The 17,079-nt window shown below is 66.0% G+C and carries 19 protein-coding genes; 6 read left to right on the forward strand and 13 right to left on the reverse strand.

Going from position 1 to position 17,079, the window contains the following annotated elements:
- Positions 1–45 precede the first annotated feature (45 nt).
- From VFG17_RS17285 to uvrC, 7 genes are read right to left on the reverse strand one after another with little or no spacing between them, the layout of a single operon-like run.
- Positions 46–840 carry a LysR substrate-binding domain-containing protein gene (locus VFG17_RS17285; protein ID WP_325030599.1) on the reverse strand — a complete coding sequence of 265 codons (795 nt, stop codon included), beginning with the start codon at positions 838–840 and terminating at the stop codon, positions 46–48.
- Entirely contained in the window at positions 837–1,238 is a 402-nt protein-coding gene (apaG, locus tag VFG17_RS17290) for a Co2+/Mg2+ efflux protein ApaG (protein ID WP_295326795.1), read from the reverse strand. Before apaG ends, VFG17_RS17285 begins: the two co-directional genes overlap by 4 nt.
- A gap of 17 nt (positions 1,239–1,255) precedes the next feature.
- Positions 1,256–2,464, reverse strand: a complete 1,209-nt coding sequence (locus VFG17_RS17295) for a trans-sulfuration enzyme family protein (protein ID WP_325030600.1) — start codon at positions 2,462–2,464, stop codon at positions 1,256–1,258.
- A gap of 16 nt (positions 2,465–2,480) precedes the next feature.
- The gene (gene leuB / locus VFG17_RS17300; RefSeq protein WP_325030601.1) at positions 2,481–3,527 is read right to left on the reverse strand and encodes a 3-isopropylmalate dehydrogenase; all 1,047 of its coding nucleotides are present in this window, start codon (positions 3,525–3,527) and stop codon (positions 2,481–2,483) included.
- Positions 3,528–3,575: 48 nt separating this feature from the next.
- A complete protein-coding gene (gene recO / locus VFG17_RS17305) occupies positions 3,576–4,328 on the reverse strand; it encodes a DNA repair protein RecO (protein WP_325030602.1) in 753 nt (250 codons plus the stop codon).
- Positions 4,316–4,708: a PaaI family thioesterase gene (locus VFG17_RS17310; RefSeq protein ID WP_325030603.1), complete on the reverse strand. Its 393-nt coding sequence runs from the start codon at positions 4,706–4,708 to the stop codon at positions 4,316–4,318. Before VFG17_RS17310 ends, recO begins: the two co-directional genes overlap by 13 nt.
- A gap of 10 nt (positions 4,709–4,718) precedes the next feature.
- A complete protein-coding gene (gene uvrC, locus VFG17_RS17315; protein WP_325030604.1) occupies positions 4,719–6,653 on the reverse strand; it encodes an excinuclease ABC subunit UvrC in 1,935 nt (644 codons plus the stop codon).
- A gap of 71 nt (positions 6,654–6,724) precedes the next feature.
- Here uvrC and VFG17_RS17320 point away from each other — a divergent pair, with 71 nt between their 5' ends.
- On the forward strand, positions 6,725–7,444 hold the full coding sequence (locus VFG17_RS17320; RefSeq protein ID WP_325030605.1) for an SDR family oxidoreductase: 720 nt from the start codon (positions 6,725–6,727) through the stop codon (positions 7,442–7,444).
- A gap of 118 nt (positions 7,445–7,562) precedes the next feature.
- Here VFG17_RS17320 and VFG17_RS17325 read toward each other — a convergent pair whose 3' ends face one another.
- The 6 genes from VFG17_RS17325 to VFG17_RS17350 all read right to left on the reverse strand — a co-directional run bounded on the left by VFG17_RS17325 (position 7,563) and on the right by VFG17_RS17350 (position 14,381).
- Positions 7,563–8,702, reverse strand: a complete 1,140-nt coding sequence (locus VFG17_RS17325; RefSeq protein ID WP_325030606.1) for a zinc-binding dehydrogenase — start codon at positions 8,700–8,702, stop codon at positions 7,563–7,565.
- A gap of 162 nt (positions 8,703–8,864) precedes the next feature.
- Entirely contained in the window at positions 8,865–9,623 is a 759-nt protein-coding gene (locus VFG17_RS17330; protein ID WP_325030607.1) for an SDR family oxidoreductase, read from the reverse strand.
- Positions 9,624–9,745: 122 nt separating this feature from the next.
- On the reverse strand, positions 9,746–10,498 hold the full coding sequence (locus VFG17_RS17335; RefSeq protein ID WP_325030608.1) for a 3'(2'),5'-bisphosphate nucleotidase CysQ: 753 nt from the start codon (positions 10,496–10,498) through the stop codon (positions 9,746–9,748).
- 3 nt (positions 10,499–10,501) lie between these two features.
- Positions 10,502–12,403 carry a sulfate adenylyltransferase subunit CysN gene (gene cysN, locus VFG17_RS17340; protein WP_325030609.1) on the reverse strand — a complete coding sequence of 634 codons (1,902 nt, stop codon included), beginning with the start codon at positions 12,401–12,403 and terminating at the stop codon, positions 10,502–10,504.
- A complete protein-coding gene (gene cysD, locus VFG17_RS17345) occupies positions 12,403–13,254 on the reverse strand; it encodes a sulfate adenylyltransferase subunit CysD (protein ID WP_414712970.1) in 852 nt (283 codons plus the stop codon). The genes cysN and cysD overlap by 1 nt, the downstream gene beginning before the upstream one ends.
- 224 nt (positions 13,255–13,478) lie before the next feature.
- Positions 13,479–14,381 (reverse strand): LysR family transcriptional regulator, encoded by a 903-nt coding sequence (locus VFG17_RS17350; RefSeq protein ID WP_325030611.1) that lies wholly within the window; start codon positions 14,379–14,381, stop codon positions 13,479–13,481.
- A gap of 100 nt (positions 14,382–14,481) precedes the next feature.
- Here VFG17_RS17350 and VFG17_RS17355 point away from each other — a divergent pair, with 100 nt between their 5' ends.
- Genes VFG17_RS17355 through VFG17_RS17375 form a run of 5 tightly spaced genes read left to right on the forward strand, consistent with a single transcriptional unit; the run spans position 14,482 to position 17,078 of the window.
- Positions 14,482–15,651 (forward strand): isovaleryl-CoA dehydrogenase, encoded by a 1,170-nt coding sequence (locus VFG17_RS17355; RefSeq protein WP_325030612.1) that lies wholly within the window; start codon positions 14,482–14,484, stop codon positions 15,649–15,651.
- A complete protein-coding gene (locus tag VFG17_RS17360; RefSeq protein WP_325030613.1) occupies positions 15,648–15,998 on the forward strand; it encodes a hypothetical protein in 351 nt (116 codons plus the stop codon). The genes VFG17_RS17355 and VFG17_RS17360 overlap by 4 nt, the downstream gene beginning before the upstream one ends.
- Positions 15,995–16,414: a VOC family protein gene (locus VFG17_RS17365; RefSeq protein WP_325030614.1), complete on the forward strand. Its 420-nt coding sequence runs from the start codon at positions 15,995–15,997 to the stop codon at positions 16,412–16,414. Before VFG17_RS17360 ends, VFG17_RS17365 begins: the two co-directional genes overlap by 4 nt.
- Positions 16,411–16,803 carry a VOC family protein gene (locus VFG17_RS17370; RefSeq protein ID WP_325030615.1) on the forward strand — a complete coding sequence of 131 codons (393 nt, stop codon included), beginning with the start codon at positions 16,411–16,413 and terminating at the stop codon, positions 16,801–16,803. Before VFG17_RS17365 ends, VFG17_RS17370 begins: the two co-directional genes overlap by 4 nt.
- Positions 16,800–17,078, forward strand: coding sequence for a hypothetical protein (locus tag VFG17_RS17375; protein ID WP_325030616.1), 279 nt, complete (start codon positions 16,800–16,802; stop codon positions 17,076–17,078). The genes VFG17_RS17370 and VFG17_RS17375 overlap by 4 nt, the downstream gene beginning before the upstream one ends.
- Position 17,079: the final 1 nt, after the last annotated feature.

Here is a 17,079-nt window from a genome sequence, read left to right on the forward strand (position 1 = left end):
ATGTTGGTTTCGGGGTTATTCGGTCAGCTGTCGACTTCGGTTACTTCAATTTTCCGTCAGCGCGGCAACCAGCGCCTTGACCTTCGCCTGCCGCCATTGCGGCGTCGGCGCGACGAGCCAGTAGCCACGCTTGACCGGAAACGCCTCGCGGACCAGCCGCACGCGTCCGGCGGCAATATCGGCCTCGGCGAGCATCGCGGGAACATTGGCCTGCCCCAGCCCGTTCGCCGCGGCGTCGATCGCCAGCCCCGCGTCGCCGAGCCGCAACGCCGGTTCGCCCTCCTCGACGGGGCACCCTGGCCATGCGATGCGCGTCTCGCTTTCGCTCCCGGGCCCCGCAACGGTCACCATCATCGCGTCGGCGAGCGCCACGCCTTCATGTTCGCCCGCGCCATCGGTCCAGAAGATCGCGAGGTCGAGGTTCGCTTCGGTAAAATCGATCCCGCTGTCGGCCGACACCAAAGTGAAGCGCACGTCGGGCGCTTGCTGGCTGTAACGCGCGAGCCGCGGCGCGAGCCATTTGGCGGTCAGGTCGCGCGGCGCCGCGATCGTCAGCGATTGCGACGATTGGCCCGCCTGCATCGCGCGCACCGATTCCTCGAACTGCAAAAAACCCTGACGCAGCGCGTCGAGCCCGGCATTGGCCTCGCCGGTCAACTCCAGCCCCTTGGGTGTGCGGCGGAACAGCACGACGCCGAGCATATCCTCGAGCGCGCGAATCTGCTGCCCAACTGCGGCGGGGGTCACCGCCAGCTCGTCGGCGGCGCGCGTGAAGCTCAGGTGCCGGGCAGCGGCGTCGAAGACGCGGAGCGCGTTGAGGGGCAGGTGCGTGCGCTTCATGACGCGGTCGCGGGCGCCACGAGCGGGAAATGCGGGATCGCGACGAGCATCTGCGATCCGTCGCCGAGCTCCATCGCATAGCTGCCGACCATCGAGCCTTCGGGTGTCGGCAGCGGGCAACCCGATACATAGTCATAGGCGCCGCCGGGCACGATCAACGGCTGTTCGCCGACGACGCCTTCGCCCTCGACTTCGCTCGTCTGGCCGCGTCCGTCGCTGATCCGCCAATGGCGGCTGATCAGCTGCACCGCATCCTCGCCGTGGTTCTCGATGCGCACATGATAGGCCCAGAACCAGCGCCCGAGCGCGGGGTGCGACTGTTCGGGCAGATAGCTGACCGCGACGCGCACGGTGATCGACCCGGTGGTCGCCGCAAAGGGGAAGAAGGAGTCGATCATTTCCATGGCAGATTCGCTTAAAGACCGACCTTGGTCAATGCCTGGTCGAGGTCGGCGATCACGTCGCGCGGATCCTCGAGCCCGATATTGATACGAAGCATGCCTTCGACGACGCCCATATCGATGCGGGCTTCTTCGCTGACGCCGTAGTGCGTGGTCGACCAGGGGTGACAGCAGAGGCTGCGCGAATCGCCGATATTGTTGCTGATGTCGACGAGTTCGAGCGCGTTGAGGAAGGCCATCGCCTGCTCGCGCCCGCCATCGAGCACGAAGGAGAAGATCGGCCCGCACGCGCTCGACTGGCTCATCGCCAGCTCATGTTGCGGGTGGCTCGCCAGCCCCGGGTGGAGCATGCGCGCGACACGCCCTTCGATCGCCTTGCCGACCGCGAGTGCATTTTCGGACTGGCGCCGCGCGCGCAGGTCGAGCGTTTCGAGGCCCTTGAGCACGACCCACGCGTTGAACGGCGACAGGTTCGGCCCGGTGTTGCGCTGGAACGGCAGCAACACGTCGTTGATGAACTTTTCGGTCCCGCAGACCGCGCCGGCGAGCACGCGCCCCTGCCCCTCCATCAGCTTGGTCGCCGAGTAAGCGACGACGTCGGCGCCGAAATCCATCGGGCGCTGAAGCACGCTGGTCGCAAAGGCGTTGTCGACTACGGTGGTGATGCCGTGCGCTTTCGCGAGGCCGCAGACATGTTTCATGTCGACGATGTCCATCGTCGGGTTGGCCGGGGTTTCGAAGAAGAAGACCTTGGTGTTCGGCCTGATCGCCCTTTCCCATGCGTCATTGTCGCGACCGTCGACGACGGTGGTTTCGATCCCGAAGCGCGGACAGAGATGGTCGACGAGCCAGCGGCACGAGCCGAACGCCGCCTTCGCCGCGACGATATGGTCGCCCGCCGACAATTGGCACAGCAGCGCGGTGGTCATCGCCGCCATGCCGGTCGCCTGCACACGGCACGCCTCGGCGCCTTCCATCAGCGCAATCCGCTCCTCGAGCATCGCGACGGTCGGGTTCTGGAGGCGCGAATAGGTCATGCCCTGTTCTTCGCCGGCGAAACGCGCCGCGACTTCCTCGGCGCTGTCATAGGTGTAGCCGGAGGTCAGGAAGAGCGCCTCCGACGTCTCGCCATGCTCGCTGCGCCAGGTGCCGCCACGCACGGCCTGCGTCGCGGGGCGCCAGTTGCGTGTCTTGCTGCGATCGAGACCCGTATCTTTTTTCATCGTCTTATCCGTTTCGCTAATTTTTCAGGGCCGAAACCACCGCATCGCCCAATGCCGCGGTTCCCATATTGCCCCCCAGATCGGCGCCGCGGCAACCGTCCGCCAGCACCCTGGCGACCGCCGCTTCGATCCGCGCCGCGCTCGCCTCGTCGCCGCCCGAGTGGCGCAGCAGCATCGCAAGGCTCAGGATCATCGCCAGCGGGTTGGCGATGCCCTTGCCCGCGATGTCGGGCGCACTGCCGTGGATCGGCTCGTACAGTCCCCGCTTGCCTTCGCTCAGCGACGCCGAGGCGAGCAGCCCGATCGAGCCGACGCACATCGACGCCTGATCGGACAATATGTCGCCAAAAAGGTTGCCGGTGACGACGACGTCGAACTGCCCCGGATTGCGCACCAGCTGCATCGCGGCGTTGTCGACATACATATGGGTCAGCGCGACATCGGGATAGTCGGCGGCGACCTCGATCACCACGTCGCGCCACAGCTGCGAGGTTTCGAGCACATTCGCCTTGTCGACCGAGCAGAGCCGCTTCGCACGCCCCTGCGCCGCGCGGAAGGCGACATGCGCGATCCGGCGCACTTCGCTCTCGCTGTACGACATGATGTCATAACCTTCGCGCTCACCGCTCGCCGTCGTGCGCGTGCCCTTTTCGCCGAAATAGACGTCGCCGTTGAGTTCGCGGACGATCAGCAGGTCGATCGCCGAGGCGACCTCGGGACGCAGCGCCGAACTGTCCTCGAGCCCGGCGAACAGCTTCGCCGGGCGCAGGTTGGCGAACAGCCCGAGTTCGGCGCGCAGGCCGAGGATCGCCTGTTCAGGGCGCAGATGGCGCTCGACAGTGTCGAAACGCGGGTCGCCGACCGCGCCGAACAGCAACGCATCGGCGGCTTTCGCTTTCGCGAGCGTTTCGGGCGGCAGCGGATGGCCGGTCGCCGCATAGGCCGCGCCGCCGACGAGCGCGCGGTCGAGCGTCACGGAAAGACCGAGCGCGCCAAGGACCTTTTCCGCCTCCGCCATGATTTCCGGACCGATACCGTCGCCAGCCAGCAGCAGGATTTTCAATGCGTCGCCCTTTCGTGTCTCGCCAGCCGCTTAGACAGCGGCGGCGCGTCACGCAACCGCCCTGCCCAGCCGATCGAGCAATCTTTCCCTTACGGACAGCAAGTCGCGGTTGCGGCCGTCGAGGACATCGCGGGCGAGGAAGTGGCCGGTGATTGCGAGCAAGTCGAGTATGTCGGCCATCGTCGGATCGGGCGCTGCCTTATCGGGATCGTCGTGCCGCATGAACGGCGGAAGGCGAAGCAGGCGTTTTTCATATCCGGCGGCGGCGGCGGCACTGACCGCGCCGCCCGATTTGGGGCTTACGAAGGCGATATCGCCGGTCGATCCCGTGACGACGCATTCGCCGAGATCCAGTCCGAAGCCCAGCTCGGCAAGCAAGAGCAGTTCGTAACGGCCCAGCGCCAGCGCCCATTGGCGCGCCGAGGCCGCGACGCCGATCGCGTCGAGCACCGCGCCCAGCGCCGAATAGAGCGCGGGATATGGCTGGTTTTCGGGCAAGGTCGCCGCGGTGAGGCTCGTCGCCCAGTCGATCGCGGCGGCCGCCAGCGGCTCGGCGAGCAGCGGGGCGCGGCTTTCGAGCAACTCGACGGTCGCGCCGCCCAGCTGCTCCTCGGTCCGCGCGCGCAGTTCAAGCACCACCAGATTGCCCGGCATCAGGATCGGGCGCAGCCGCCGCGAACGCCCGCCACGAACATAGCCCGCGACCAGCCCCGCCTCGTCGGTCAACGCGCGCAAAATCGCGCCATGCTCGCCATGCGCGCGCACCGCACAGACGATCGCATCGGCGGTCAGGCTGGCCAAAGCGCCATCTGCGTCTGCGTCACCAGCGCGACCTCGGCGCCATCCTCGGTGCGGATGCGCGTCTGCCACACCGACAGCCGCTTGCCGATCTTCACCGGCGTCGCCTCGCCGACGAGCGTCGTTCCGACCGGGCCGGCGCCGAGGAAATTGGTCTTGCTCTCGATCGTCGTCGTCCCGCTCGCGCCTTCGGGTAGCGTCAGAAACGCCCCGACCGCGCCGAGGCAATCGGCGAACGCCATGATCGCGCCGCCATGGACGATTCCGCCCGCAGTGCAGATTTCGGGCCGCACCGCCAGCTTGCCCGCGACGCGGTCCTTCGCTCCCTCGTGGATCGTGACGCCGAGCGTCGCCGCCAGTGGCATGGCTGCTGCAAAATCCATAATCCTCCCCTCACCGTCCCGAACGATAGAAATCATGCACCGCCTGCGCGACCGCGGCGCTCACCCCCGGCGCCTTCTGCAAATCCTCGAGGCTCGCGCCGCGCACCGCGCGCGCGGTGCCGAAGTGCATCAACAGCGCCTTCTTGCGCGCGGGGCCGATGCCCGGCACCTCGTCGAGCGGCGAGCTGCCCATCGCCTTCGCGCGTTTCTGCCGGTGCGCGCCAATCGCGAAGCGGTGCGCCTCGTCACGGAGGCGCTGGATGTAGAAAAGCACGGCATTGTTCGGCGGCAGCGTGAATTCGCGGCCGTCGGGGTGGTAGAAGGTCTCGCGTCCCGCGTTGCGGTCGGGGCCCTTCGCGACACCCACATAGGTCAGATCGTCGATGCCGAGTTCGGCCAGCACCGCACCCGCCGCCGACACCTGCCCCTTGCCGCCGTCGATCAGCACGAGGTCGGGCCACTCGCCCTTCGTCCGCTCGGGATCCTCCTCGATCGCGCGCGCGAAGCGGCGCTGGAACACTTCGCGCATCATCGCGAAATCGTCGCCCGGCTGCGTTTCGGCGCGCTTGATGTTGAACTTGCGATAGGCGCCCTTGATCCAGCCCTCGGGCCCCGCGACGACCATCGCGCCCAATGCATTGGTCCCCTGGATGTGGCTGTTGTCGTAGATTTCGATGCGCCGCGGCGGATTGTCGAGGTCGAACAGCTCGGCGAGCTCGCGCCCGAGCTTCGCCTGGCTGCTGCTCTCGGCGAGGCGGCGGTCGAGTTCTTCGCCGGCGTTGCGCACCGCCTGTTCGAGCAGGCGGCGGCGGTTGCCGCGCTGCGGCACGCTGATTTCGACCTTGCGGTTCGCGCTCTCGCCCAGTGCTTCGGCCAGCAGCGCGCATTCGTCAGGCTCGCGGTCGACAAGGATCGTCTTCGGCGGCGGCACGCCTTCGTAGAATTGCATCAGGAAGCTCGCCATCACCTCGGCCTCGGGCACCCCCGACACATGCGCGGGGAAGAAGCTGCGATGCCCCCAATTCTGCCCGCCGCGGATGAAGAAGCCCGCGATGCACAGCTGCCCGCCCTTCGCCGCGAGCGCGAACACGTCGGCGTCGCCGAGACCATCGGCGTGCACCGACTGGCTGCCCTGGATGAAGGTCAGCGACTTCAGCCGGTCGCGGATCACCGCCGCCTGCTCATAATCCATCGCCTCGGCGGCGCGCGTCATCGCGTCGCCGAGCCGCTTCTGCACCGCGGTCGAGCGGCCTTCGAGGAAGTCCTGCGCGTCGCTGACCAGCCCGGCATAATCTTCCTTGGAGATGCGGTCGACGCACGGCGCGCTGCACCGCCTGATCTGGTAGAGCAGGCACGGGCGCGAACGGTTGGCGAAAAAGCTGTCGGTGCAGCTGCGCAGCAGAAAGGTCTTTTGCAATGCGTTGAGCGTCTGGTTCACCGATCCCGCGCTCGCAAAGGGCCCGTAATAGCGCCCCTTGGCGCGCCGCGCGCCGCGGTGCTTCTGCACGCGCGGGAAATCATGGTCGGCGCGCAGCAGAATGAAGGGAAAGCTTTTGTCGTCGCGCAGCAGCACATTGTAGGGCGGGCGGTAACGCTTGATCAGCTGCGCCTCGAGCAGCAGCGCCTCGGCCTCGCTCGTCGTCGTGACGATCTCCATCGCGCGCGTCTGCGACACCATGCGCTGCAGCCGCTGCGGCAGGCGCGCGACCTGCGTATAATTGGTCACGCGGTTCTTCAGCGCGCGCGCCTTCCCCACATACAGCACGTCGCCGCGCGCATCGAGCATCCGGTAAACGCCGGGGCGCGTCGGCAATTTGCGCACGACGCTGCGGATCGCTTCGGCGCCGCGCTCGAGGTCGGGCTGGTCGCCTTCGGCGTCGCCGCCGCGGATCACATAGGTCGCTTTTTCTTCGTTGAATCGGTCGGGAGCATTCGGGCGGGCCATGATTTTGCATGTAGGCGATGGCGATGCGACCCGCCATAGTGCGCGAGGTAAAAGCTCATGGGAGGGGTCGCATGAATTTACGTGGAAAGCTCGCGCTGGTCACCGGGGGCAGCGACGGCATCGGGCGCGAGATCGCGCTGCAACTGCAGGGCGCGGGCGCCGAGGTGATCGTCACCGGCCGCTCGGCCGAGAAATTGCGCGCGATGGCGGCGCTCGGTTTCGGAACGATCGCGGGCGACCTCTCGACGCCGGTGGGCGTCGATGCGGTCGTCGAAGGCGTGGCGGGCAAGCCGCTCGCGCTGCTCGTCAACAATGCCGGTGTCGGCAGCGAATATGAGCTGGACCGACCCGACACGCTCGACAGCGCGGCGCATTGCATTCGCACCAACCTCGACGCGCCGATCGCGCTTTGCACCCGGCTGCTCCCGACGCTTCGTGCCCAACCCGAAGCGGCGATCGTCAATGTCACCTCGGGCCTCGCGATCGCGCCGCGCGCGGGCGGGTCGGTCTATTGCGCGACCAAGGCGGGACTGCGCAGCTATACGCAGGCGATCCGCCACGCGCTGAAGGACAGCAATGTCCGGGTGATCGAGGCGCTGCCGCCAGTGGTCGAAACCAATATGACCGCGGGCCGCGGCGGCAAGAAGATGAGCGCCCACGACTGCGCCGCCGAAATCGTCCGCGGCATCCGCACCGGCAAAAGCGAGGTCAACGCCGGGATGGTGAAGCTGCTTCAGCTGGTGCACAGCATATCGCCCGCGCTCGCGCGGCGGATCATGATCCGGTTTTGAGGCGACTCCAACGTCTGTTTTTGGGTCGATTCCGTCACCCCCGCGAAGGCGGGGGTCGCCGTCAGCCTTGCGCTACTTCTCCAGCGGCCCCCGCCTTCGCGGGGGCGACGGCTTTTCCTCAACTATGCGGCTTGATCAGATATTTCTCGCCCGTGCGCTTCGCATTATAGGCCTGCGCCGTGTCGAGGTTCAGCGCCTCGGTCAGCGACACTTCATGGCTGTAATGGCTCTTGAAGGTCGCCGTCAGTTCGTCGACGATGCGCTTCCGCATCCGTCCGATGACTTCCATCCCGGCCTTCGCCATGAACGGCGTCAGCAGGAAGCCGCCGAGCGCCCAGGTCAGCCCGAAGCTGCGCGCCGAGAAGGTCGTCGGCGACAGGTCGAGCGCACCGTAGATATAGACCTGCTTGAAGGTGTCCGAGCCATAGCGGCTGTAGCTCGTCATCCGTTTGACCGCCGCAGCCTCCATCGCGGTCAGGATCTGGCCTGCAAGCTTGCCGCCGCCGGTCGCGTCGAAGCCGAGCGTCGCGCCCGTCTCGACGATCGCGTCGACCAGCCGCTCCATGAAATCGTCGGCGCTGCTGTTGACGATATATTTCGCGCCGATGCCCCTCAGAATTTCGACCTGCGCGTCGCTGCGCACGATGTTGACGAGCGGGATGCCGTCCTTCGCGCAAATCTTGACGAGCATCTGGCCGAGGTTCGACGCCGCGGCGGTGTGGACGATCGCGCTGTGATTCTCCATCCGCATCGTCTCGGTGAAGGCGAGGCTGGTCAGCGGATTGACGAAGCAGGAGGCGCCATCGGCGGGGTCGGTGCCGTCGGGAAGCGGCATCACCATCTGGACGGGCAGGCAGCGATATTCGGCATACATCTCGCCGCCGAGCAGGGCGACGGTCTTGCCGACGAGCGCCTGCGCTTCGGGCGAGTCCCCTGCCGCGACGACGGTGCCGCAACCTTCATTGCCGATCGCGAGCGCGTCGCCGATCCGCCCACCCATCGCGCGCATCCCTGCGGGCGGCACATCGGCAGTGAGAACGGGCAGGCCATCGCGCGTCGACGCCCGCGCAGTCGACATGTCGGCGCCGCCGAACAGCAAGCCAAGGTCCGACGGGTTGATCGGTGCAGCGAGCACCTTCACCAGCACTTCATGCGCCTTCGGCACCGGCATCGCACGACGCTCAAGCGATACCTCGAGTTGTCCTTCGGGCTTCACGAGCGTCAGCATGGTGAGGTTGGTTTCAGGCAGGTCGGTCATCATGCGTCTCCCGTGTTCGGTTTCTCGATGAAACCGAAATAGGATGACAGGATGGCGCTGGCAATCGCCCACCGCGAAAAATGCGTCCGGCGGTATCGGGGGCTTCCTGGACCTGATCCGGGATCCATCACGGCGGTGAGACGATGATCCTCCTCGTCGCCATCAAGTCAACCGGACCGAGATTCCGCCATCGGCGATCATCGGGCTTCCCGTCATGAAGCTCGACCGATCGGAAAGGAGAAACGCGGCCGCCTGTGCGATCTCCACGGGGGCCGCCATTCGCTTCATCGGATGCAATCCGGCGATAAACTCCAGAGCGGCCGGGTTCCCTTCCCCAGCGGCCGGCGTGATCGTGCCGCCGGGTAACAGAGCATTGACCCTTATGCCCTCGGCGGCATGGTCCGATGCCAGCGACTGGGCAAAGCCGATCAGTCCCGCCTTGGATGCCGCATAAGCCCCCATGCCGGGCATGCCGCCGTTGCTGAAACCCACGAACGACGAGGTGAAGACGATCGAGCCCCGACCGCGCGCCGCCATCGCCGGTATCTGCGCCCTGGCGGCCAGAAAGGCGGCCGTCAGATTGATCGAAATGACGTCGGTCCAGTTGTCGATCGCCATATCGGGGACAGGCTGCATTTCGCCGACGATCCCGGCATTGTTGAACGCGCCGTCCAGTCGGCCGAACGCCTTTGTGGCAAGATCGACAAGTGCCCCCGCATATCCCTCGTCCCTCACGTCGCCGGCGAGGAACACCGCCCGGCCACCCGCTTGACCGATCGCCGCTGCAAGGGCTTCGAGTTCCGCGCCCCGGCGCGCGCCCAGCACCACATTCGCTCCTTCGGATGCAAACAGCTTCGCCGCCGCCGCGCCGATCCCGCTGCTCGCACCGGTGACGATGATGGTCTTGTCTTCCAGTTCCATGACTTGCCTTTCCTGACATTGGTCATGGCGGTGTATCGACGCGGCGGAGCGCGCGGCGACCCGATTCTTGCGCTCAAATCGCCTTTCACCGAAACGGGGCGGCGACGCCCGGCATCATGACGCTAGTCCGCGGGCGAATATTCGGCAGCGAAGCGCAGCGCATCCTCCGCCAACTCCTTCCGGCAGATCAGCAGGTCGGGCAGATAGGTATCGGCGTTATTATAGCGAAGCGGCGATCCGTCGACGCGGCTGACGTGCAACCCCGCCGCCTGCGCGACCGCGACGGGCGCGCAATTGTCCCACTCATATTGGCCGCCGGTGTGGAGATAGATATCGGCCTCGCCGCGGACGACCGCCATCGCCTTGGCGCCCGCCGAACCCATCGCGAGCAGTTCGGCGCCGAGGCGTTCGGCAACGAAGACCGCTTCGGCTGCGGGGCGCGTCCGGCTGACGAGCATCTTGAGCGGCTGGTTGGCGGGCTGGAGCGGCACCGGCGCGCCCGAAGTCAGGGTCAGGCCGAGCCCCGGCAAGGCGACCGCGCCGACAGTGGCAATGCCGTCGATCGCCAAGGCGACATGCACCGCCCAATCGTCCCTGCCCTCGCCATATTCGCGCGTGCCGTCGAGCGGATCGACGATCCAGACGCGGCTTTGCCCGCAGCGGGCCGCATTGTCCTTCTCTTCCTCCGACAACAGCGCATCGGCAGGGCGCGCGGCGCGGATCTCGCGGCACAGCATGGCGTTGGCCTGCTGGTCGCCCGCCTGCCCCAGCGCCTTGCCCGCGAGATCGCCCCGCGCACGCAGGTCGAGCAGGATCGTCCCCGCCGCGGTCGCGAGCCGTTCGGCCAGCTGTTCGTCGCTTTCCCGCGCTGTCATGTCCTATCCCAACAAGCGATCGATGATCAGGTCCGCCGCCGCTTCGGGCGTCATCGCAGTTGTGTCGATCCGGATTTCGGGGTTTTCAGGCGCCTCATAGGGGCTGTCGATGCCGGTGAAATTCTTGAGCTGTCCCGCGCGCGCCTTTTTGTAGAGGCCCTTGACGTCGCGGCGCTCCGCTTCGGCCAGCGGCGTATCGATGAACACTTCGATGAACTCACCTTCGGGCAACATGCCGCGCACCATCTCGCGCTCTGCGCGGAAGGGCGAGATGAAGGCGGTGATGACGATCAGCCCGGCATCCGCCATCAGCTTCGCGACCTCGCCGACACGCCGGATATTCTCGATCCGGTCGGCCTCGGTAAAGCCAAGGTCGCGGTTGAGCCCGTGGCGGACATTGTCGCCGTCGAGCAGGAAGCTGTGCCGGTTCATCCGGTGCAGCTTCTTCTCGACGAGGTTCGCGATCGTCGACTTGCCCGATCCCGACAGGCCGGTGAACCACAGCAGCGCGGGGCGCTGGTTCTTGAGGTTCGCGCGCATGTCGCGGTCGATGTCGGTCGCCTGCCAATGGACATTCTGCGCGCGGCGCAGGCTGAAATGCAGCATGCCCGCAGCGACGGTAGCATTGGTCAGCTTGTCGATCAGGATGAAGCCACCGAGCGTGCGGTTGTCGCCATAGGCCTCGAAGGTGATCGGCTTGTCGGTCGACAGTTCGACGACGCCGATGCCGTTGAGGTCGAGCGTCTTCGCCGCCAGATGGTCGAGCGTGTTGACGTTGATCTCATACTTCGGCGCCTGCACCGTCGCCGAGACGCTTTGCGTCGCGAGCTTGAGCCAATAGGCGCGGCCCGGAATCATCGCCTCGTCGGCCATCCAGACGAGCGTTGCCTCGAACTGGTCGGCGGCCTCGGGCGGCGCGTCGGCAGCGGCGATCACATCGCCGCGCGAGCAGTCGACCTCGTCGGTCAGCGTCAGCGTCACCGACTGGCCGGCGACGGCTTCGCCCAGGTCGCCGTCGAGGGTAACGATGCGGTCGACGGTGGTGGTCTTGCCGCTCGGCAAGATACGCACAGCATCGCCGGGCTTTACCTTGCCGCTCGCAAGCTGGCCCGAGAAGCCCCGGAAATCGAGGTTCGGGCGGTTGACCCATTGCACCGGCAGCCGGAAGGGCTTCGCTTCATCGGCGGCGCTGCCGACCTCGACATGTTCGAGATGCTCGATCAGCGCCGGCCCCTTGAACCAGGGCGTATGGTCCGAGAGCGCGGTGATATTGTCGCCCTTGAAACCCGAAATCGGGATCGCGGTGAAGTTGGTGATGCCGATTTCGCTCGCAAAGGCGCGGTACGCCAGCGTGATGCGGTCGAACACGCTCTTGTCGTAGCCGACGAGATCCATTTTGTTCACCGCAAGCACGATATGCTTGATGCCGAGCAGGTGCGCGAGGAAGCTGTGGCGGCGCGTCTGCGTGAGCACACCCTTGCGCGCATCGATCAGGATGACGGCAAGGTCGGCGGTCGAGGCGCCGGTGACCATGTTGCGCGTGTACTGCTCGTGCCCAGGCGTGTCGGCGACGATGAACTTGCGCTTTTCGGTCGTGAAAAAGCGGTAGGCGACGTCGATCGTGATCCCCTGCTCGCGCTCGGCGGCGAGACCGTCGACAAGCAGCGCGAAATCGATCTCCTGTCCCTGCGTGCCGACGCGCTTGCTGTCGGCTTCGAGCGCGGCGAGTTGGTCCTCGAAGATCATCTTGCTGTCGTAAAGCAGCCGCCCGATCAGCGTCGACTTACCGTCGTCGACCGAGCCGCAGGTGATGAAGCGGAGCAGCGACTTCTGCTGATGCTGTTCGAGATAGGCGTCGATATCCTCGGCGATCAGCGCGTCGGTCACGTAAACAGGATCGGTCATCAGAAATACCCCTCCTGCTTCTTCTTCTCCATGCTGGCGTCACCGCCATCTTTGTCGATGATGCGCCCCTGGCGCTCGCTGGTGGTGGTCAGCAGCATTTCCTGGATCACTTCCGACAACGTGCTGGCCTCGCTCTCGACGGCGCCCGTGAGCGGGTAGCAGCCAAGGGTACGGAAGCGCACCGAACGTTCCACCGGCGTCTCACCCGGCAGCAGCGGGAAGCGATCATCATCGACCATCAGCAACAGCCCGTCGCGCTCCACGGTCGGCCGCGGCGCGGCGAAATAGAGCGGCACGATCGGGATATTCTCGCGCGCGATATATTGCCAGATGTCGAGCTCGGTCCAGTTCGAGATCGGGAAGACGCGGATGCTCTCACCCTTCGCCTTGCGGGCGTTGTAGAGGTTCCAGAGCTCGGGACGCTGCTTCTTGGGATCCCAGCCGTGGCTCGCGGTGCGGAAGGAGAAGATGCGCTCCTTGGCGCGGCTCTTTTCCTCATCGCGGCGCGCGCCGCCGAAGGCGACGTCGAAGCCGTGAAGATCGAGCGCCTGCTTCAGCCCCTCGGTCTTCCACATGTCGGTGTGGAGCGGGCCGTGGTCGAACGGGTTGATCCCGCGTTCCTTGGCTTCGGGGTTCTGATAAACGATCAGGTCCATCCCGCTCTCGGCCGCCATCCGGTCGCGCAGTTCGTACATCGCCTGGAACTTCCACGTCGTATCGACGTGCAGCAGCGGGAAAGGCGGCGGCGAGGGATAGAAGGCCTTGCGCGCGAGATGGAGCATCACCGCGCTGTCCTTGCCGACGCTATAGAGCATCACGGGCTTGGTGGCATCGGCCATCACTTCGCGCATGATATGGATGCTCTCGGCCTCGAGCCGGTCGAGATGCGTCAACTCGGACGACAACAAACTTCGTCTCCTCACACTTCCGCCGTGCAGCAGCGGAATAGGCTATTTCAAATTCCGTCATACGTCCAAACGGACGGGGTGGATGAGGCCGCCGTAGCTCCGCGCGACGTTGACGGGCAAACGTTATGGCCTTTCGGCGCTGCAAGCCAGACTTGTAGGAGACGGCGTCAGCTGGCTCCGTCGACCCGCGTTCGCCGCCATTCGGTGGCGATTGCTCCGATGATTTCGAGCGGATGGGCTAGGCGCGGCCCGATCTCGGGTAGCGCGCGCCACGCCGGATCGAGGAGCAGCCCGAGCTCGCGGCGAAAGTCATAGCCCGCGACCTTGAGCGGGACGATGCCCTCGATCGCGAGCGACATTGGGGCGGTAGTGATGCCGACGCCGGCCGCGACCATGCGCAGGCAGCGTTCGTCGCTTTCGCTGCGCAACGCGAAGCGCGGGCGAACGCCGTGCCGCGTGAAGAAGCGGCTCGTCGCATCGAGAAACTCGCACGAGCGGCGCGCGATCATCGTCTCGGCGGCCAGTTCCTCGGGCGCCACCTCGATCCGTCCGGCGAGCGGATGGTCCGCCGCCACAAACATCGCGAGCGGTTCCTCGTAAAGCGGCACGACATGGTCGCCGCACTCGCCGTCGCGGAGCGCGACAAGCGCCATATGAAGCCGCCCGCTGCCGAGCGCCGAGCGGAGTTCGGAGTCGCTATTTTCGACGAGTTCGATCGAAAAGCCCGGGCGCAACGCCGCGGCGATCGCCTGCAGCAATTCGCCCGGCGCCGAGCGGATGATGCCGAGCTTGAGTTCGGCCGCCTGCCGGTCGGCGTCGCGCCCGAAGCCGTCGGCGGCGCGAAAGCCGCGTTCGAGGTCGCGCGCGATCGGCAGGAAGCGCCCACCCGCCTCGGTCAGCCGGATCTGGCGGCGGTTGCGGATGAAGAGCGGGGTGCCGACGAGCTTTTCGAGTTCGGCGATCCCGGTCGACAACGCCGGCTGGGTCACGCGGATGCGAAGCGCGGCCTGTGTGAAACTGCCCGCGTCGACCACGGCGAGGAATTGGCGGATATGAGCGCGTTTAATCATAGATTTTACTTATGATAAATGTGCAATCGTTTCAATTTCCCTATGCTGGAATTTTGATGCACACTCGCGCGCAATCCCGCCCTCCATCGACAGGTCCCTCATGCGCGCCACCCCCGATTTCGATTTCGCGCTCGGCGAAACCGCCGACATGATCCGCGAAACCACCGCCCGCTTTGCCGACGAACAGATCGCGCCGCTCGCCGCCAAGGCCGACGCGCAGGACTGGTTCCCGCGCGACGAGCTGTGGACGGCGATGGGCGAACTTGGCCTGCACGGCATCACCGTCGAGGAAGAGTTCGGCGGGCTCGGGCTCGGATATCTCGAGCATGTCATCGCGGTCGAGGAAGTGAGCCGCGCGAGCGCCGCGATCGGCCTCTCCTATGGCGCCCACTCGAACCTGTGCGTCAACCAGATCCGCCGCTGGGGCAATGCCGAGCAGAAAGCGAAATATCTCCCCAAGCTGATCTCGGGCAAGCATGTCGGCAGCCTCGCGATGTCCGAAGCCGGCGCCGGCAGCGACGTCGTGTCGATGAAGCTGAAGGCCGACAAGGTTCAGGGTGGCTATGTCCTCAACGGCACCAAATTCTGGATCACCAACGCGACCTGCGCCGACACGCTGGTGGTTTATGCCAAGACGAGCCCCGAGGCGGGATCGCGCGGGATCACCGCCTTCCTGATCGAAAAGGACATGCCGGGCTTCGCCATCGGGCAAAAGATCGACAAGGTCGGCATGCGCGGCTCGCCGACGGCCGAACTCGTCTTCACCGACTGCGAAGTGAGTGAAGAGCAGGTGATGGGTCCCGAGAATGGCGGCGTCGGCGTGCTGATGTCGGGGCTCGACTATGAACGCGTCGTGCTCGCCGGGCTCCAACTCGGCATCATGCAGGCGTGCCTCGACACGGTCATTCCCTATGTCCGCGAGCGCAAGCAGTTCGGCAAGCCGATCGGTTCGTTCCAGCTGATGCAGGCAAAGGTCGCCGACATGTATGTCATGCTCCAGTCGGCGCGCTCCTATGTCTATAACGTCGCCAAGGCGTGCGATGCGGGGCAGACGACGCGTTTCGACGCCGCGGGTTGCATCCTGCTCGCCAGCGAAAATGCGGTGAAGGTCGCGGGCGAAGCGATCCAGGCATTGGGCGGCGCGGGCTATACCAAGGACTGGCCGGTCGAGCGTTACTGGCGCGACGCCAAGCTGCTCGACATCGGCGCGGGCACGAACGAGATCCGCCGCATGCTGATCGGCCGCGAACTGATCGGCGCCGGCGCGTGATCTGGCTCTGGCTGTCGGCCGCCTTCATGGTGACGACGGCCGGGGTTCATTCGGTGCTCGGCTACCGGCGGATGATCGTGCCGCTGCTGCGCGGCGAAGCGGAGCCGCTCGCCGACCCGCTGACGCGCCGGATCGTCCGCTTCGCATGGCATGCGACATCGGTGCTGATGCTGATTTCGGCGGCCGCGACCGCCTGGCCGGGCACGCCCGACAGCCTGCTGATCGTCATCGGCACCGGCTGGCTCGCCTCCGGGCTGTTCGACGCCGCCTATACCAAGGGCCGCCATGTCGCCTGGCCGGCGCTGAGCGGTGCGGGCATCTTCGCGCTGATCGGTGCGTTGACATGACCATGCGCGGGCTCGTCCATCACATCGACCTGACGGTCAGCGACAAGGCGCGCTCGCGCCCCTTCTACGACGCCCTGCTCGGCTTCCTCGGCTATCGCCGTTCGGCCGACGACGAGCGCGGCAGCGACTGGGACCGCGATGGCGAGCCCTTCCATTCGATCGGCATCGTCGAGGCGCGGGGCGAGGGCGCGACGCGGAGGCACGACCGCACTTCGCCGGGCCTGCATCATCTCGCATGGGCGGCGGAGAGCCGCGAGGATGTCGACGCGCTGCACGATCTGCTGCGCGGCATCGGCGCGACGATCCTCGACGCGCCCGCCGACTATCCGCGCTATGGCCCGACCTATTATGCTGTCTTCTTCGCCGATCCCGACGGTCTGAAGCTCGAGTATGTTTTCGGAGCGACGGGCGCATGACCGAATTTCGCGTCACCGGCTTCGATCATATCGTGTTGTGTGTCCGCGATGTCGCCGCGACGCGCAAATTCTACGAGCGCGTTTTAGGCATGACCGCGCGTGAAGAGCGCCCCGGAAAATATTCGCTGCAATTCGGCGAAAACAAGATCAGCCTGCAGGATGCCGCCAACAGTCCAAGCATCGCGCGCGACACCGTGCCCGGCAGCGGCAATTTCTGCCTGCTCAGCGACACGCCGGTCGCCGAATGGCGCGCGCATCTGTCGGCCGAGGGGATCGAGATCATCGACTACGGGCTTCGCGACGGCGCGACCGGGACGATCGACTCGCTCTATTTCCGCGACCCCGACGGCAATCTGGTCGAAGTCAGCAACCGGGTCGATCGCCGGTGAGCCAGACCTTGCTCGATGCCCTGCAATATTATGGCGCCGCCGCCGCGACGCTTGCAGCGCTGCTCGTCTCGCTCAACCTCGGCGAACGATGGAATGGCTGGGCATTCGTGATCTTCGTGACGAGCAGCCTCGCGCTGATCGCATGGGGGTTTCTGCAACCCGACAGCGAGGGCATCGGGTGGCAGAATGTCGCGCTGCTGTGCATCAACCTCGTCGGCGTCTACAGCCACCTGATCCGCAAGAAGCCCACGCGGAACGAGGGCGGGACCGACTGAG

Origin of the sequence: Sphingopyxis sp., assembly GCF_035686825.1 — a bacterium.
Lineage (GTDB): Bacteria > Pseudomonadota > Alphaproteobacteria > Sphingomonadales > Sphingomonadaceae > Sphingopyxis.